At 69.9% G+C, this 15,376-nt stretch carries 18 protein-coding genes; 17 read left to right on the top strand and 1 reads right to left on the bottom strand.

The window, feature by feature from the left end:
• Positions 1-9: 9 nt before the first annotated feature.
• Complete coding sequence (locus tag QSK35_RS21650) at positions 10-171, bottom strand: ATP-binding protein (RefSeq protein WP_285749003.1); 162 nt, start codon at positions 169-171, stop codon at positions 10-12.
• Positions 172-380: 209 nt separating this feature from the next.
• On the opposite strand from QSK35_RS21650, the gene QSK35_RS21645 reads away from it, so the two are divergent.
• From QSK35_RS21645 to QSK35_RS21565, 17 genes are all read left to right on the top strand, one after another.
• Positions 381-1,643: a beta-ketoacyl-[acyl-carrier-protein] synthase family protein gene (locus tag QSK35_RS21645; RefSeq protein ID WP_285749001.1), complete on the top strand. Its 1,263-nt coding sequence runs from the start codon at positions 381-383 to the stop codon at positions 1,641-1,643.
• Entirely contained in the window at positions 1,640-2,767 is a 1,128-nt protein-coding gene (locus QSK35_RS21640; protein WP_285748999.1) for a beta-ketoacyl-[acyl-carrier-protein] synthase family protein, read from the top strand. Before QSK35_RS21645 ends, QSK35_RS21640 begins: the two co-directional genes overlap by 4 nt.
• Entirely contained in the window at positions 2,764-3,711 is a 948-nt protein-coding gene (locus tag QSK35_RS21635; protein ID WP_285748997.1) for a beta-ketoacyl synthase N-terminal-like domain-containing protein, read from the top strand. Before QSK35_RS21640 ends, QSK35_RS21635 begins: the two co-directional genes overlap by 4 nt.
• The gene (locus tag QSK35_RS21630) at positions 3,708-4,559 is read left to right on the top strand and encodes an alpha/beta fold hydrolase (RefSeq protein ID WP_285748995.1); all 852 of its coding nucleotides are present in this window, start codon (positions 3,708-3,710) and stop codon (positions 4,557-4,559) included. The genes QSK35_RS21635 and QSK35_RS21630 overlap by 4 nt, the downstream gene beginning before the upstream one ends.
• Positions 4,556-5,548: a thioesterase family protein gene (locus QSK35_RS21625; RefSeq protein ID WP_285748993.1), complete on the top strand. Its 993-nt coding sequence runs from the start codon at positions 4,556-4,558 to the stop codon at positions 5,546-5,548. Before QSK35_RS21630 ends, QSK35_RS21625 begins: the two co-directional genes overlap by 4 nt.
• Positions 5,545-5,913, top strand: coding sequence for a hypothetical protein (locus tag QSK35_RS21620; protein WP_285748991.1), 369 nt, complete (start codon positions 5,545-5,547; stop codon positions 5,911-5,913). The genes QSK35_RS21625 and QSK35_RS21620 overlap by 4 nt, the downstream gene beginning before the upstream one ends.
• Complete coding sequence (locus QSK35_RS21615) at positions 5,913-6,320, top strand: hypothetical protein (RefSeq protein WP_285748989.1); 408 nt, start codon at positions 5,913-5,915, stop codon at positions 6,318-6,320. The genes QSK35_RS21620 and QSK35_RS21615 overlap by 1 nt, the downstream gene beginning before the upstream one ends.
• Before the next feature lies 1 nt (position 6,321).
• The gene (locus QSK35_RS21610) at positions 6,322-6,705 is read left to right on the top strand and encodes a hypothetical protein (RefSeq protein WP_285748987.1); all 384 of its coding nucleotides are present in this window, start codon (positions 6,322-6,324) and stop codon (positions 6,703-6,705) included.
• A gap of 26 nt (positions 6,706-6,731) precedes the next feature.
• A complete protein-coding gene (locus tag QSK35_RS21605) occupies positions 6,732-7,808 on the top strand; it encodes a beta-ketoacyl synthase N-terminal-like domain-containing protein (RefSeq protein ID WP_285748985.1) in 1,077 nt (358 codons plus the stop codon).
• Between the two features lie 27 nt (positions 7,809-7,835).
• Entirely contained in the window at positions 7,836-8,093 is a 258-nt protein-coding gene (locus tag QSK35_RS21600) for an acyl carrier protein (RefSeq protein WP_285748983.1), read from the top strand.
• Between the two features lies 1 nt (position 8,094).
• The gene (locus QSK35_RS21595; protein WP_285748981.1) at positions 8,095-8,466 is read left to right on the top strand and encodes a 3-hydroxyacyl-ACP dehydratase FabZ family protein; all 372 of its coding nucleotides are present in this window, start codon (positions 8,095-8,097) and stop codon (positions 8,464-8,466) included.
• Positions 8,463-8,948: a 3-hydroxyacyl-ACP dehydratase FabZ family protein gene (locus QSK35_RS21590; RefSeq protein WP_285748980.1), complete on the top strand. Its 486-nt coding sequence runs from the start codon at positions 8,463-8,465 to the stop codon at positions 8,946-8,948. Before QSK35_RS21595 ends, QSK35_RS21590 begins: the two co-directional genes overlap by 4 nt.
• Positions 8,949-8,969: 21 nt before the next feature.
• Positions 8,970-9,719, top strand: a complete 750-nt coding sequence (fabG, locus tag QSK35_RS21585; RefSeq protein ID WP_285748978.1) for a 3-oxoacyl-[acyl-carrier-protein] reductase — start codon at positions 8,970-8,972, stop codon at positions 9,717-9,719.
• Between the two features lie 14 nt (positions 9,720-9,733).
• Positions 9,734-10,441 (top strand): 2-hydroxychromene-2-carboxylate isomerase, encoded by a 708-nt coding sequence (locus tag QSK35_RS21580; RefSeq protein ID WP_285748976.1) that lies wholly within the window; start codon positions 9,734-9,736, stop codon positions 10,439-10,441.
• A 141-nt stretch (positions 10,442-10,582) separates the two neighbouring features.
• The gene (locus QSK35_RS21575) at positions 10,583-14,497 is read left to right on the top strand and encodes a non-ribosomal peptide synthetase (RefSeq protein ID WP_285748974.1); all 3,915 of its coding nucleotides are present in this window, start codon (positions 10,583-10,585) and stop codon (positions 14,495-14,497) included.
• The gene (locus QSK35_RS21570; protein WP_285748971.1) at positions 14,494-14,694 is read left to right on the top strand and encodes an MbtH family protein; all 201 of its coding nucleotides are present in this window, start codon (positions 14,494-14,496) and stop codon (positions 14,692-14,694) included. The genes QSK35_RS21575 and QSK35_RS21570 overlap by 4 nt, the downstream gene beginning before the upstream one ends.
• 339 nt (positions 14,695-15,033) lie before the next feature.
• The gene (locus tag QSK35_RS21565) at positions 15,034-15,285 is read left to right on the top strand and encodes an acyl carrier protein (protein ID WP_285748969.1); all 252 of its coding nucleotides are present in this window, start codon (positions 15,034-15,036) and stop codon (positions 15,283-15,285) included.
• The last annotated feature ends 91 nt before the right edge of the window (positions 15,286-15,376 follow it).

Genomic DNA, 15,376 nt, shown 5'->3' with positions numbered 1-15,376 from the left:
CGCAGGAGCTCACGGGAGCGGTAGCCGCACGGTCACCCGGCCACCGTCGGGCCTGGGACCGGCGACCAGGGTGCCGCCGAGCTCCCCGGCGCGTTGCGCGTCGACGGTGATCGGGATGGTCGACCCGCGGCCGGTCCGCACGCGCTCGTCTGCGATCCGCAACCGTTGCATGAGCTTCTTCCGCAGGTTCGGCAGCGAGCGGTTCCAGCGTTGGCGTGGCTGCGGTGTCGAGCACCTGCGATCCGCCTGAGGTCCTCGGCGATCGCCGGGCACGCTGCTTTCTCCGCGTTCGCAGCTTTCTGCAGCTTCCTTGAAGACGGTCCGGTACGGACGGTGAAGTAGACGGCGGCAGAAGGCAGAAGCGACGGGCGGAGTGCGTCATGACGTCAGGTTTGTCACCGGAGAGGAACCCGAGTGGCCCGCCGCGGCGGCGCGTGGTGATCACCGGGGTCGGGGTGTTCTCGAGTATCGGCACCGGTGCCGCCGAGTTCGTGGCGGGGCTGCGCGCCGGACGCAGCGGCGCCCGGCCGATCTCCATGTTCGACACCGAAGGCTATGCGTACGCCAACGGTTGTGAGGTGGCCGACTTCGATCCGGAGAACTGGATCCACACACTGGACCCCGCCTCGCTCGGCCGGGCCACCCAGTTCTCGGTCGCCGCCGCCGGCATGGCCGTGCGGGACGCCGGGCTCGCGCCGGAGTCGTTGCGGGACAAGCACGGCGTCATCTCGATCGGCACCACGGACGGTGAGTCGCGTGATCTCGACCAGCTCGTGGAGACCGAGGTTCGGCACGGGCCGGAGCGGATGGAACCCCGGCAGGCCAGGCGCGTGCCCGCTGGGCGGCTCTCCGCCGCCATCGCGCAGGAGCTCGGACTGTCCGATGTGGAGGCGGTCACGCTGCCCACGGCGTGTGCGGCCGGCAACTACGCGATCGGATACGGGTTCGACGCGGTGCGTGAAGGCGTTGCGGAGTTCGCTCTCTGTGGTGGGGCCGATGCCATGTGCCGCAAGACTTTCACGGGCTTCTACCGGCTCGGCACGATCGCGCCGGAACGGTGCCAGCCGTTCGACGCCGACCGCAAGGGCATTCTGACCGGTGAGGGCGCGGGGATCCTCGTCCTGGAGAGCCTGGACTCCGCGCTCGCGCGGGGCGCCCGGATCTACGCCGAGGTGCTCGGCTACGGACTGAACTGCGACGCGTACCACCAGGTCGCGCCCAAACAGGACAGTGTCGCCGAGTGCATGCGGCTGGCGCTGGAGAACGCCGGCGTCAAGCCGGGCGAGGTCGACCTCGTCTCCGCGCACGGCACCGGCACGAAGGCCAATGACGTCACGGAGTCCCGTGCCATCCGCTCGGTGTTCGGCGACGAGCCGCCGCGCACGATCTCCGTCAAGTCGATGATCGGCCACACGATGGGTGCCGCGAGTGCCCTCGCCGCGATCGCGTGTGCGCTGGCCATCACCGAAGGCTTCATCCCCCCGACGATCAACCACTCCACGACCGACCCCGAATGCGACGTCGACTGCGTGCCGAACCACGCGGTCCCCGCGGATCTGAAGATCGTGCAGAACAACGGGCTCGCGTTCGGCGGCAACAACTCGGTCGTCATTCTCGGCAAGTATGAGGAGCGCATGTCATGAGCTGGTACATCACCGGTTCTGGTGCGGTAGCCAGCATCGGACATGGTGTCGACGAACTGTTCACCAACCTCTGCCTCGGTCAGACGGGACTCGCGCCGCTGCGCGGCTTCGATCCGGAGAACTACCGGGCGCGCAGCGCCTACGAGGTGGACAACCGGCCGGAGGCCGGAAAGGACGTACCGCGGCGCGCCACCGGGCTGCTGGCCGAGGCGATCGCCGAAGCTGCGAGCAGTGCTGGGCTCGAGGACCTGACCGACGTGCCGATCCTGGTCGGCACCGGGCTGCGCGAGCTGCGTTCGCTCGAACTGTGGTGGCGCGAGGGCGTGGCGTTCACCGCCGACGAGCTGCACTTCGGCACGGCGCTGCGGGAGCGGTTCGGTGCGGAGGTCACCTACACGTTCTCCAACGCCTGCTCAGCGTCGCTCTACGCGCTGGCGATGGGCACCGACCTGCTCGCGCTCGATGCGGCGGACACGGTGATCGTGGCGGGCGTCGACGTGCTCACCGAGAGCATGCACGGCCTGCTGGAACGCGTGCACGCGGCACCGCCGGACCGGGTGCGCCCGTTCGACCGCAACCGCACCGGCGTGCTGATGGGCGATGGCGCCGCCGCGGTCGTGCTGCGCCGCGACCCGAGTGGGCAGGACCGCGGGCTGCTGCGCGCGGTGTCGGTCAACTGCGACGCTTTCCACGTCACCGCACCGCATCCGGCGGGTATCGCGACCGCGATGCGCGACGCGCACGACCTGGCGGGCGTCAAGCCCGAGGACGTGGACCTGGTGCTGCTGCACGGCACCGGCACGTTGCTCAACGACGAGGCCGAGGCGACCGCGATGGCCGACGTGTACGGCAAGCACATCGGCACCCCGCTGATGGCGGCCATCAAGTCCATGACCGGGCACACGTCCGGCGCCTCCGGGCTGATGAACCTGGTGGTGGGCATGGAATCCCTCAAGTTCGGTGTCGTCCCGCCGATCGTCGGGCTGACCGACCCGGTCGACGAGGCCGCGGACTTCCGGTTCGCGCTCGGCGAAGCCGCCACCGCCGACGTGTCGGTGGCGCAGATCAACGCATTCGGCTTCGGCGGCATCAACGCCGTCGCGATCGTGGAGGCAGTTCGATGAAGGTGGTCGTCACCGGGGTCGGCGTCACGCTGCCGCGAGCGGCTTCGGCGCAGAGCCTGCTCAACGCGGCCGCCAGGGGCGCGGTGCCGGTCGATCCGCAGGACCGGATCGGCAAGAAAGGCTTGCGCTACAAGGATCGCGCGACCCAGCTGGCGTACTGCGCGGCCGATGTCACGTTGCGCGACGCCGGTCTGCTGGACGACTCCGGCCTCACGGTTCCGGACGCCTCGATCGGTGTGGTCGCGAGCTCCAACTTCGGCAACGTGGACACGGTCACCGGCGCGCTGGACACCATCGCGGCGGAGACCACGATGGGCACCAGCCCGATGGACCTGCCGAACGCGTCGAGCAACGTGATCGCCACCTCGGTGGCCATCCGGTTCGGCCTGCGAGGCCCGAACATGATGGTGTGCAACGGGGCCACGTCCGGGCTCGACGCCGTGTTCTGGGCGGCGAACATGGTCGCGGCGGGCCGGGTGAGCCGGGTGCTGGTCCTCGGGGTCGAGCCGGACAACGAGGCCGTGCGCAAGCTCCTCGGCGGCCGCCGGACCGTCGACGGCGCCATCGGCCTCGTCGTCGAGCACGCCGATGCCGCCGCCGAGCGGAACGCCGGCGCGCTCGCGACGGTGGGGCGCTACATCCGGACCGGGGGAGTGCGCGAGTGCGTCGACCGGCTGTCCGGTTCGGACGGTGCGGAACCCGCGTTGCTGCAGCTGCCGGAGACCAACGCCGCCGCGCCCGCCGAGCTCCTCGCCGGTGTGCCGCAGTACGACCTGGGCAAGACCTGGGGCGTCACCTCGGGTGCTCTCGGTGTCATGCAGTGCGTCGCCACCGTCGGCTGGTTCGCCGACCGCGGCGAGGGGCCGGTCTACCTGCTCGCGGGCGGCGACGATGACGACGCCACCGCCGGGCTGGTCCTGCGACGCGCCGAGGTGGCGGGATGAGTCTGGCGACCGAGCTCGAACGACCGGTCGTCGTACGGAGACATCAGGAGAACGGCACCGGGCCCAAACTGTTGCTGCTGCACGGCTTGGCCAACAGCAGCACGGTGTGGAACGACTTCGCCGAGCAGGCCGGGCACGAGTTCGACCTCTGGTCGGCGGACCTGCCGTGGCGCGGTGAGGGCGTGGCGTCGTGGAGCAACCGCGGCGACCTGCCCGGCTGGATCGGTGAGGCGCTGGACGAGGTGCCCGGCGGCGCGGACGTCGTGGTGGCGCACTCGTTCTCGGCGACCCTGCTGCTGACGCTCCTCGACCGCGAGCTGGCCGCGGGCCGGGATCCCTTCGACAAGTACGGAATCCGCGCGCTGGTCCTGGTCTCCCCGTTCTACCGCGCCGACCCGGAGTCGTTCGACTGGGCCGACATCTCGCGGTACCTCAACGACTTCCACCTGATCATGGAAGACGGCATCCGCGTGCACTCGGCGGGCCGGCTCGGCCGGGACCTGCGGCTCGACCTGGCGTACCGCGTGCGGGACAACGTCGGTCCGTACGGCTGGACGCGGTTCTTCCAGACATACCTGGAAACCCCGTGGCTGCGCACGGACGCGATCCGGGTGCCGTGCCTGCTGCTGGCGGGGGAGCGGGACTTCGCCGCGGTGCCCGGTGAGGCCGTCGACCTGGCGGCCAGGCTGCCGGATGCCCGAGTGCGCGTGCTGTCCGGATGCGGCCATTTCCTGATGTCCGAACGGGCGGAGGCCTTCGCCGCCGCCATCACCGAGTTCGTCACCGCTTTACCGACCGGACGCCGACCGGCGCTCGGTCACCGACCAGCAGGGGAGCAACACCAATGACCGCGGTTGCCGAGTCCACCACCAACGCGCTGTTGGCCGACGTCACCCAGGTGGCGCTGCGGCCGCGGTACGAGGGCAACAACATCTGCACCTGGATCGGTTTCAAGCACGTCAACTACCTCGTCGAGGAAGCCGTGCTGGAGCACTTCCGCCGGGCCGGGCTGTCCAGCCGGTACCTGTACGAGGAGTTCGGGCTGGGCCTGGACATCGTGTCCATCGACACGCGCATCCTCAACGCCTTCCACCTCGACGACGTCGCCGTCGCGACGGTCGAGCCCAAGATCAAGCCGGGCTCGGACAAGCTGACGTTCGCCGTGACGATCGTCAAGCACGGCGGCGAGACCAAGGACGTCACGTCCAAGGTGACCGTCGCGCTGCGCAAGGACACCTACATCGACCCGGCCGACGTTGTCCCGGCCGAGCTCGCTCCGTTCGTGGTCGACCGGATCGGCGGTGCCGAGCCCGGCGAGCCGGTCGACGTGGCCGACAGCACCGAGCTGGCGGCGGGCCGCGGCACCAGCGACGACCCGGTGCTCAAGCAGCTGACCGCGGGCCGCAACGCCTTCGGCTGGAAGTGGCGCATCCCGTACCCCTACTGCCACAACAACGAGCGCCTGCAGATGTCGGGCTACCTGCGGCAGATGGAGGAGGTCGTCGACCTGTTCCTCGCCGACCGCGGCATCTCCATCAAGACGCTGCTGGACGACCGCCGCTGGATCCCCGTCGTGCCGCACTCGAAGATCGAGTTCCTCGACGAGGCCCTCATGGAGGAGGACCTCTACACGATCTACACCGTCGAGGAGATCTTCAAGGACTTCACCTACCGGTCCCGCATGGACACCTATGTGGTGCGCGACGGCCGGCTGGTGCAGACGTCCACCGGCACGATCACCCACGGCTACGCGGTGATCGAGAACCGGAAGGACTGGAAGCTGGTTCCGTTCGACCAGCGCGTGCTGGACGCCTTCTCCCGGGTGAACCCGGCATGAGCACGGGCACGGCGACCGGTAGCCGGCCGCGACACCTGCTGGTGGCCACGCAGGGACCGTGGTCCGGTCCCGGCGCGGCCCGGTTCCTGGCCGACGCCGCGGCGCTTGCCAAAACCAGGACCGGGGTCACCGGGCCCGCCGTGACGGTGGTGCTGATGCAGGACGCGACCGCGTTCGCGGCGGCCGGAGGGTCCGCCGAGCTGGTCGCCGTGCTCGACGCCGGCGCGGAGGTGTGGGTCGACCGGTTCTCGGCCGCCGCGCGTGCGCTCGCGGACATGGCGCTGCCGGAAGGCGCCCACTGGGCCGACGTGGATGTCGTCGCCGAACAGGTGCTGGCTCCGGGCGTGCGGGTGGTGGTGCACTGATGGCGAAAGCGATTCCGCGCACCGACGTGCTCGTCACGGTGATGGGCGCGCCGCACGCCGACGACACCGTCACCAGCGTGCTGCGCCTGCTGCAGGCGATGCTCACGCGGGGTGCGCGCGTCCAGGTGTGGACATGCGGCTACGCCACGCTGCTGACCCAGCGGGCGCTGGGCGACAGTAAGCCGCGCAACCTCGCCGACTGGTCGGTGGACTACCCGACGACCGCGACGCTGGTGCGGGAGCTGCTCGACGCCTTCCCGGAGACGCTGTTCTGGTACGGCTGCCGGTTCTGCAGTGACGACCGGGGCGCCACGGACCACCTCCCGCAGGTGGTCATGCGCCCGCCGGCCAGGTACGCGGACAACGTGGCCGCCGCGGACAAGACGCTGCTGGTCGGGGTGATCTGAGATGGCCGACAGCCTGGCGATCATGGAGCGCGCCTACCGCGGCGCGGTCGAGAAGCAGTTCCTCGACGCGCTGTACCTGGCGGTCGAGCTGCACCGCCAGCTCGGTGGGCTCGACCTCCTGCTGCGCGGTCCCGCGGTGAGCTACGCGGCGACCGGTGGTGAGGTCGGCGCCATCCAGATCGGGAACCGCAAGGTGGACGTCCTCACCGATCCGCGCCGCGACCTGGCCCGGCTCCAGGAGTCCGGTGTGGACGTTTGGGTCGAGGAGCCCGACCTCGCGCCGTTCGGGATTGATCCGGGTGCGCTGCTGCCGGGTGTCCGCACGGCCGCGTCCGGCGAGATGGCCCGGCGCTGGCCCGACTACGAGCGGGTGTTCTTCCTATGACCACGACGACAAGGAGCGATGCTGCCGTGAACACCACGACACTCGTGCGCAACCCGGTGATCACCGCGTGGTCCGCGGTGTCCCCGTTCGGCATCGGGCGTGACGCGTTCGCCGACGGCCTGCACGCGGGCCGGGCGACGAAACTGGCGCTGGACAAGGAACTGTGGACCGGACCTGACGCGGAAGCGTGCCTGGTGCCCGGTTTCACCGCCGCCGGCGTCCTGGGCAAGAAGGGCACGCGGTCGATGGACCGCGCGACCGGACTGGCCGTGGCGACCGTCGGCAAGATGCTCGACGACCAGCCGCGCGGACGCGAGATCGCGACCGGTGACCACGCCGCGCTCGTGCTCGGCACCACCACCGGCAGCGCCCAGAGCATGATGGACTTCACCAGGGACTCACTGACCGGTGAGAAGCCGTTCTTCGTCGATCCCTCGCGGTTCCCCAACACCGTGATGAACTGCGCCGCGGGACAATGCGCGATCTGGCACCAGCTGCGTGGTCCCAACGCGACGGTCGCCGGTGGCCGGGTGGCGGGCCTGCACGCGCTGAACTACGCGCGCCGGCTGCTGACGTCCGGCCGGGCGGACACCGCGCTGTGCGGTGCGGTCGAGGAGTACTCGGCCGCGCGGTCCTGGCTGGACCGCGTCGGGTCCGGAGACGACGCGCGCGTGCTGGGCGAGGGCTGCGCCATGGTGCAGCTCGAGTGCGGAGCCGAGGACCCGGGACGTCGTGCGCTCGCCGAGGTGCGTGCGGTCGAGTTCGGTGTGTTCACCGACGACTGCGGGCCGGCGCTCACCGCGTGCGTGCGCCGCGCGCTGGACCGCGCGGGTGCTTCGGCCGCCGATGTCTGGGCGGTGTCGCCGTCCGGCACGGCCGGGCCCGGTGAGGAAGCCGCACTGCGCGAGGTGCTCGGCGACCTCGATGCGTACCGCTCGCCGGACCTGTCGCTGATCGGCGACACCGCGGGTGCCGCTTCGGCCATGCAGATCACCGCGGTGCTGGCGATGGCCGAACGCGACCGCGGCGCGGCCGGTCGGGTCGCGCTGATCACCGCCGTGGACGAGGGCGTCGTCGGCTGCGCCGTGCTGGGCCTGGCCTGACCGCTCACCAGAAACAAGGAGAAGTTGATGACCGGGATCGTGAACCCCGTGCTGGACAAGGAAGATCTGCGGCGCACCGTCGCGGAGGTGCTCGACGTCGAGGTCGGCGACGTGACCGACGAGGCGTCGTTCGTCGACGACCTCGAGGTCGACTCGTTGATGGCGCTGGAAGTCGTCGTCGTGCTGGAGAAGAAGTACGGCGTCCGGATGCGTGAGGCCGAGCTGAAGCAGGTCACGTGCCTCGACAGCGCGTACCGGCTCATGCTCGAGAAGCTGGCGGCCTGACGTGGCCACCACCTGCTCACCGGTCCGCGAGGGCATCCGCGTCGAGGCGCCGGGGACCACGACCATCACGATCGCGGAGGACAACCCGATCTTCGCGGGCCACTACCCCGGTTTCCCGATTTTCCCAGGGGTCGGTCTCGTGGAGTGCGTGCATCGCAGCGCGCTGGCCGGCACGCCGGATCACCGCGATCTGGAGCTGGCCGCGATCGAGTCGACCAGGTTCATCGGGCCGACGTTTCCTGGCGACGAGCTGACCGTGGAGCTCGACTGGAAGGCCCGGGACGGCGAATGGACGTGCGTGGCGGTGATCTCGTCGCCGCGCGGTGAGGCGGCCAAGGTCCGGCTCCGGTACCGCGAGGGAGGAACGTCGTGATCACCGTCGCCGACATCCGGCGGGTGTTGCCGCACCGCTATCCGATGCTGCTCGTGGACGCCGTCACCGAGCTCGTGCCGGGCGAGCGGATCACCGCGCGGAAAGCCGTCAGCGTCAACGAACCCTGGTACGCGGGACTGCCGGACGACCTGCGCGCCGAGCAGCTCGCGTACCCGGAGGTGCTGCTGGTCGAGTCGTGGTGCCAGGCGGCGGGCGTGCTGGCGACGTGGACCGATCCGAACCCGGATGTGCTGGCGGGCAAGGTGATGCTCTTCGGCGGCATCTCGGACGTCGAGTTCCTGCGCCCGGTGCTGCCCGGCGATGTGCTGGAGCACCGCGTCACCGTGCAGCGCGCGTTGCCGGACACCGTGATGTTCGAAGGCGACTGCGTGGTCGGGGACGAGGTCGTGATGACCGTGTCGCGCGTGGTGATGGCGTTCCGTCCGGCCGAGGTGCTGCGTCCGGCGCCCCAGGGTTCCTGACCGACTCACGAGGAGACTTCGATGCCCAACGACGACACCAATCGTGTGGCCCTGGTGACCGGAGGGTCACGTGGAATCGGCCGGGCCTGCGTGCTGCGGCTCGCGGCCGACGGCTACGACGTCGGCTTCTGCTACCAGTCCAACGACGAAGCCGCGCGGGAGTTGGAGAAGGAGGCCGGCGAGCTCGGTGTCCGGGTCCGCGCGGTGCGCGCCGACGTCGCCGACGGCACGTCGGTCCGGGCGATGCTCGGCGAGATCTGGGACGAGCTCGGTCTGCCCAGCACGCTGGTGACCTCGGCGGGCATCACCAAGGACAACCCGCTGGCGATGATGCCGGACGACGACTGGCACCGGGTCATCGACGTCAACCTCTCCGGTGTCTACAACGTCTGCCGCGCAACGGTTTTCGAGATGATGAAGCGTCGCAGCGGCAACATCGTGAACATCTCGTCGGTCGCGGGCGTCTACGGCAACGCGACGCAGACGAACTACTCGGCCTCGAAGGCCGGGATCATCGGGTTCTCCCGCGCGCTGGCCAAGGAGGTCGGTCGCTACGGCATCCGCGTCAACGTGGTCGCGCCGGGGTTCATCGAGACGGACATGACCTCGGGCCTGTCCGGCAAGGTCAAGGACAAGGCGCTCGCCTCGATCCCGCTCGGCCGCCTCGGCACCGCGGACGAGGTCGCGGACCTGGTCGGCTTCCTCTCCTCCGATCGGGCCGCCTACATCACCGGATCCGTCTTCCAAGTCGACGGTGGCATCACCATCTAGAAGGGACGGTCGAGATGGCCAAGAAACCGCCACGCTGGTACTTCTCGTTCCGCAGCCCGTACTCGTGGCTCGCGTACCGGGATCTGATGGACACCTACCCCGACGTCGCGAACCGTATCGACTGGCGTCCGTTCTGGGAACCGGACCCGTTGATGCGCAAGCGGCTCGGCTCGGCGGGCGGGGTGTTCCCGTACGTCGCCATGTCGCGCGAGAAGCACTACTACATCCTGCAGGACGTGCGCAGACTCGCCGCCGAGCGCGGACTGTCGTTCACCTGGCCGGTGGACCGCGAACCGCACTGGGAGGTCGCGCACCTCGGGTACCTGGTCGCCGAGGAACGCGGGTACGGCCGGGACTACATCGCGGAGGTGTACCGCGCCCGCTGGGAACGCGGACTGGACATCTCCGATCCGGAGACGATCGCCTCGATCGCGACCGATCTGGGCCTCGAGCCGCACGGGCTCGCCGACGCGTGGGAACGCCCGGCGATCCGGGAACGCGGTGTCGCCGCACTGCTCGACGTCAGCTCCGACGGGGTGTTCGGCGTGCCGTTCTTCGCGCGCGGGTTCGACAAGTTCTGGGGCCTGGACCGGCTGCCCGGTTTCGTGGCGGCGTTGCGTGACGCCGAAGCCCGCCCGTTGGTGAGCGCCGGCGCCGAGTCCGCACACGCACCAGCCCTCGCGTCCGTCGGCGACTTCGGCCACGCCGGCGGCTGCGGCTGACTTTCCTTTGCCCGAACGTAGAACTCACGGGTCCGGAAGGTAGGACTCGCGGGGCCGGAACGTACGACTCGCGCGAGTCTTACGTTCCGGCACCCCGAGTCTTACGGTCCCGACCCCCTACCGACACGAGATCGGATCGCCATGACCGACGCCCGTCTGCCGTTGACGGCGGCACAGTCGGGAATCTGGTACGCGCAGCAACTGGATCCCGAGAACCCCATCTACAACGCGGGCGAGTACCTGGAGATCCACGGCACCGTGGACGCCGGGCTGCTCGAGCGCGCGCTGCGGCAGGTGGTCACCGAGGCGGAGGCGATCCGCGCGCGGATCGTCGCCGACGAGGACGGCCACCACCAAGTGCTCGAAGCGGAACCGCGGTGGTCGCTGGAAGTCGTCGACTTCCGCACCGAGACGCGTCCCGAACAGGCGGCGGTCGCGGCCATGCGGGCCGATCTCGGCCGGCCGGTGGACCCTTCGCGCGACCCGATGTTCCACTTCGGACTGTTCCGCGTGTACGAGGACCGCGACTTCCTGTACTACCGCTACCACCACGTCGCGGTCGACGGTTACACGGTCGCGCTGATCGCGCAGCGGATCGCCGAGGTGTACACCGCCCTCGCCGACGGCAGCCCGGTCTCGCCGTCGCCGTTCGAGCCGCTGTCCGCGCTCGTCGAGCTCGACGCGGAGTACCGGGCGTCGGAGAAGTTCGGTCAGGACCGCGACTTCTGGCTCGGCGCGCTCGAGGGCAGCGCCGAGCCGGTGAGCCTCGCGGGCCGCAAACCGAAGATGGCACACGGCCTCGTCCGGCACACCGCGCACCTCGCCGCGCCGACCGTTGAAGCGCTGCGCGACCTCGCCAGGGACGCCGGCGTGACGTGGCCGTCGGTGCTGATGGCGGCCACGGGCGCCTACCTGCAGCGGTTCACGTCCGCGCCGGAGGTGGTGCTCGGGCTGCCGGTGACCACCCGGCTCGGCAGGACCGCCAGGGCGACGCCCGGCATGGTGTCCAACGTCGTGCCGTTGCGCCTGGCCGTGTCGCCGGAGCAGCCGGTCGAGGACGTGCTGCTGCACACCTCCGACCAGCTGCGGTCAGCGATGCGCCACCAGCGTTACCGCTACGAGGACCTGCGCCGCGACCGCAAGCTGCTCGGCGGCGACCAGCGGCTGGTCGGGCCCGAGGTCAACGTCATGATCTTCGACTACGACCTCAAGTTCGGCACGCACCGCGCACTCGTGCACAACCTGTCGATCGGACCGTCCGACGACCTGTCGGTCCTCGTCTACGACCGCGGCGACGGCCGGGGACTGCAGATCGACTTCGACGCCAACCCGGAGCTCTACACCGGTGAGGAGATCGCCGCGCACCAGCGCCGGTTCATCACCTTCCTCGACAACCTCGCCGTCGCCGGGCCGCGGAGCCCGATCGGCGCCGTCGACGCGCTGTTGCCCGGTGAGCACGAGCAGGTCGTCACGGCGTTCAACCACACCGCCGCGCCGGTCGCGGCGACCACGTTGACCGAGCTGCTCGAGCGGCAGGCGCGGCGTTCGCCCGACGAAGTCGCCGTGGTGTTCGAGGGTCGTGAGCTGACCTACGCCGAGCTGCACGCCCGAGCCAACCGCCTCGCCCACGACCTGGCCGCGCGCGGTGCGGGGCCGGAAGGTGTTGTCGCACTGGCGTTGCCGCGCTCCGAGCACCTGATCATCGCGTTGCTCGCGACGCTCAAGGCCGGTGCCGCCTACCTGCCGATCGACCCGGACTACCCGGCCGACCGGATCGCGTTCACGCTGGCGGACGCCCGTCCGGCCCTGCTGTTGTCGACCGAGGCGACCGCCGCCGGCCTGCCCCCGGATCTCGATGTCGAGCTGTTGCTGCTCGACGGCCCGGACGCGGGTGGGGCCGCTCATCCGCCCGAGGTGGACCTGGCGCCGGCCAACCCGGCGTACGTGATCTACACCTCCGGGTCGACGGGACGGCCCAAGGGCGTACTCGTGCCGCACGAGGGAATCGTCAACCGGCTGTTGTGGATGCAGCACCAGTACCAACTCACCCCGCAGGATCGGGTGCTGCAGAAGACCCCGTCCGGTTTCGACGTCTCGGTGTGGGAGTTCTTCTGGCCGCTCATCCAGGGCGCCACGCTGGTCGTCGCGCGCCCCGACGGTCATCGGGAACCCGCGTACCTCGCCGAGGTGATCCAGGCCGAGCGGGTGACGACGCTGCACTTCGTTCCCTCGATGCTGCAGGCGTTCCTGGCCGACCCGGCCGCTGCCGGGTGCACCGGCCTGCGTCAGGTGATGTGCAGCGGCGAGGCGTTGCCCGAGGAGGTCGTGGCCCAGTTCCACCAGACCCTGCCCGGTGTCGAGCTGCACAACCTGTACGGCCCGACCGAGGCTTCCGTCGACGTCACCTCGTGGGAGTGCACCGGGCCGGGGCCCGTGCCGATCGGCGCGCCGGTCTGGAACACCAGCACGTACGTGCTGGACGCGTCGCTGCGCCCGCTGCCGGTGGGCGTGGTGGGCGAGCTGTACCTCGCGGGTGTCCAGCTGGCCCGCGGTTACCACGACCGCCGGGCGCTCACCGCGGAACGCTTCGTCGCGGACCCGTTCGGCCTGCCGGGGTCGCGGATGTACCGCACCGGCGACCTCGCCCGGTGGGACGCCTCGGGCAACCTGCATTACATCGGCCGCGCGGACCACCAGGTGAAGATCCGCGGACTGCGGATCGAGCTCGGCGAGATCGAGACCGTGCTGGCCCGGCAGCCCGGGGTGGCGGCGGCCGTGGTGATCGTCCGGGAGGACCGGCCGGGCGACAAGCGACTGGTCGGCTACGTCGTCCCGGACGGCGAGCTCGAGCTCGACCAGGTGCGTACCGCCCTGGCGGACGCCCTGCCCGACTACATGGTGCCCGGCGCGTTCGTCGTACTGGACGCGCTTCCGGTGAGCCCCAACGGAAAACTCGACCGCAAGGCGCTGCCCGCGCCGGACGTCGCGTCCACAGTGTCCGGTCAGGGGCCGCGCACGCCGCAGGAGGAGATCCTCGCGGGCCTCTTCGCCGAGGTGCTCGACCTGCCCAGGGTCGGGGTCGACGACAACTTCTTCGACCTCGGCGGTCACTCGCTGCTGGCGACCAAGCTGATCAACGAGATCAGGTCCGCCTTCGGCGTCACGCTGACCATCCGCACCGTCTTCGAGGCGCCCACCGTCGCGACGCTGGTGGGCAGGTTGGACTCCGACGCCCGCGCGTCCGACGCGCTGGACGTGCTGCTTCCGTTGCGGCCACACGGGGATCGGCCCGCGGTCTTCTGCGTTCACCCCGCGGGCGGGCTGTCCTGGTGCTACGCCGGGCTGATCAAACACCTGCAGGGCGAGCACCCCATCTACGGGCTCCAGGCCCGCGGGCTGGACACCGACGAGCAGCTGCCCGGCAGCTTCGCCGACATGGCGGACGACTACCTGCGGCTGATGCGCGAGGTGCAGCCGACCGGCCCGTACCACCTCGTCGGGTACTCCTCCGGCGGAATCCTGGCGCACACCATGGCCGCGCGACTGGAAGCGGCGGGTGAGCAGGTCGGCCTCGTGGCGATCCTGGACACCTACCCGGGACAGACGCTGGCCGAGCTGGGGGAGCAGGAGGTGCTCGCCGACCTGCTCAGCTGGGTCGGGTTCGAGCGGCGGCACCTGGGCCCGAAACCGTTGACCCATCAGAAGGTCACCGACACGTTGCGCAAGCTCGGCAGCTCGCTGGCGAGCCTGGAGCAGCGGCACATCGAGGCGATCGGCCGGATCTACGCCAACAACCGGAACCTCGTCCACGAAAGCGTTCCCGCCTTCTACCACGGCGACGTCGTGGTGGTCGTCGCGACGCTCGACAAGATCGACATCTCGCCCACCCCGGAGACGTGGCGGCCCTACGTCGGCGGTCGGATCACCACCCGGCGAATCGACCGCAAGCACACCGACCTGATGAAACCGGGCCCGCTCGCGCAGGTCGGCCGAATTCTCGCCGAGGAACTGCGGGAAGTTGATGAAAGAATCGCGAATCGAGGTTGCATGACATGACCAATCCATTCGAGAACACCGAGGGCAGCTTCCTCGTGCTGGTGAACGACGAGAACCAGCACTCGCTGTGGCCAGCCTTCGTGGAGGTGCCCGCCGGCTGGCGGGCCGTGCACGGTGAGGCGAGCCGCGACTCCTGCCTCGAGTACGTCAACGAGCACTGGACGGACATGCGTCCGGCCAGCCTGGTCAACTCCTGACCGGGGCGGCGATCGTGGCGTTCGGGGACACAGAAGTCTCCGGACGCCACGTCCGCTGACCCCGCGGCGCCAGCGGCGTCTGCAAGTACCACCAACTCGTGATCATCAGACGAGTAACCACTACCGACTCGCGCGCACAGCGCGGCGAACGTGGCCTTCGGGGGCGTAGAAGTCCCTGGACGCCACGTCCGCTGACCCCTCCCCGCAGAGCGGTAAGCGTTGCAGCATCAGGTAAATGCCTTTCTGGCCCGGTCGGGTGCTGCCAAAGTTGGAAACGAAGACGGGAATCTCGCCGAACTGGGCCGGTTCCCCAGAAAAATCACCGAAGGGAAATCCGAGATGACTGTCGCCATCGACGAACGCATGGCCCAGATCAAGGAAATCGTCTGCGAGATTCTCGAGATCGAGGCCGACGAGGTCACCGAGACCAGCCTGTTCAACGAGGACCACGGCGCGGACTCGCTGCGCGCGATCGAGATCCTGGCCTCGCTGGAGAGGCAGTTCTCCGCCGTGATCGACCAGGCCGAGCTCGGGCGCATGGTCAACCTGAAGGGCGTCTACGAGGTCGTCTGCGAGTCCAAGGGCTGGTAGCCCGCCACCGCCCGACCGCCACGAGGCCGGTTCGGGATCAGGAAAAACCCGAACCGGCCTCGACCTCGTGCGGTTGAGCCCAACTGGAGGC

The sequence above is a fragment of the Lentzea sp. NBRC 105346 genome (assembly GCF_030269605.1).
Lineage (GTDB): Bacteria > Actinomycetota > Actinomycetes > Mycobacteriales > Pseudonocardiaceae > Lentzea.
This window is presented reverse-complemented; position numbering and strand designations above follow the sequence as displayed.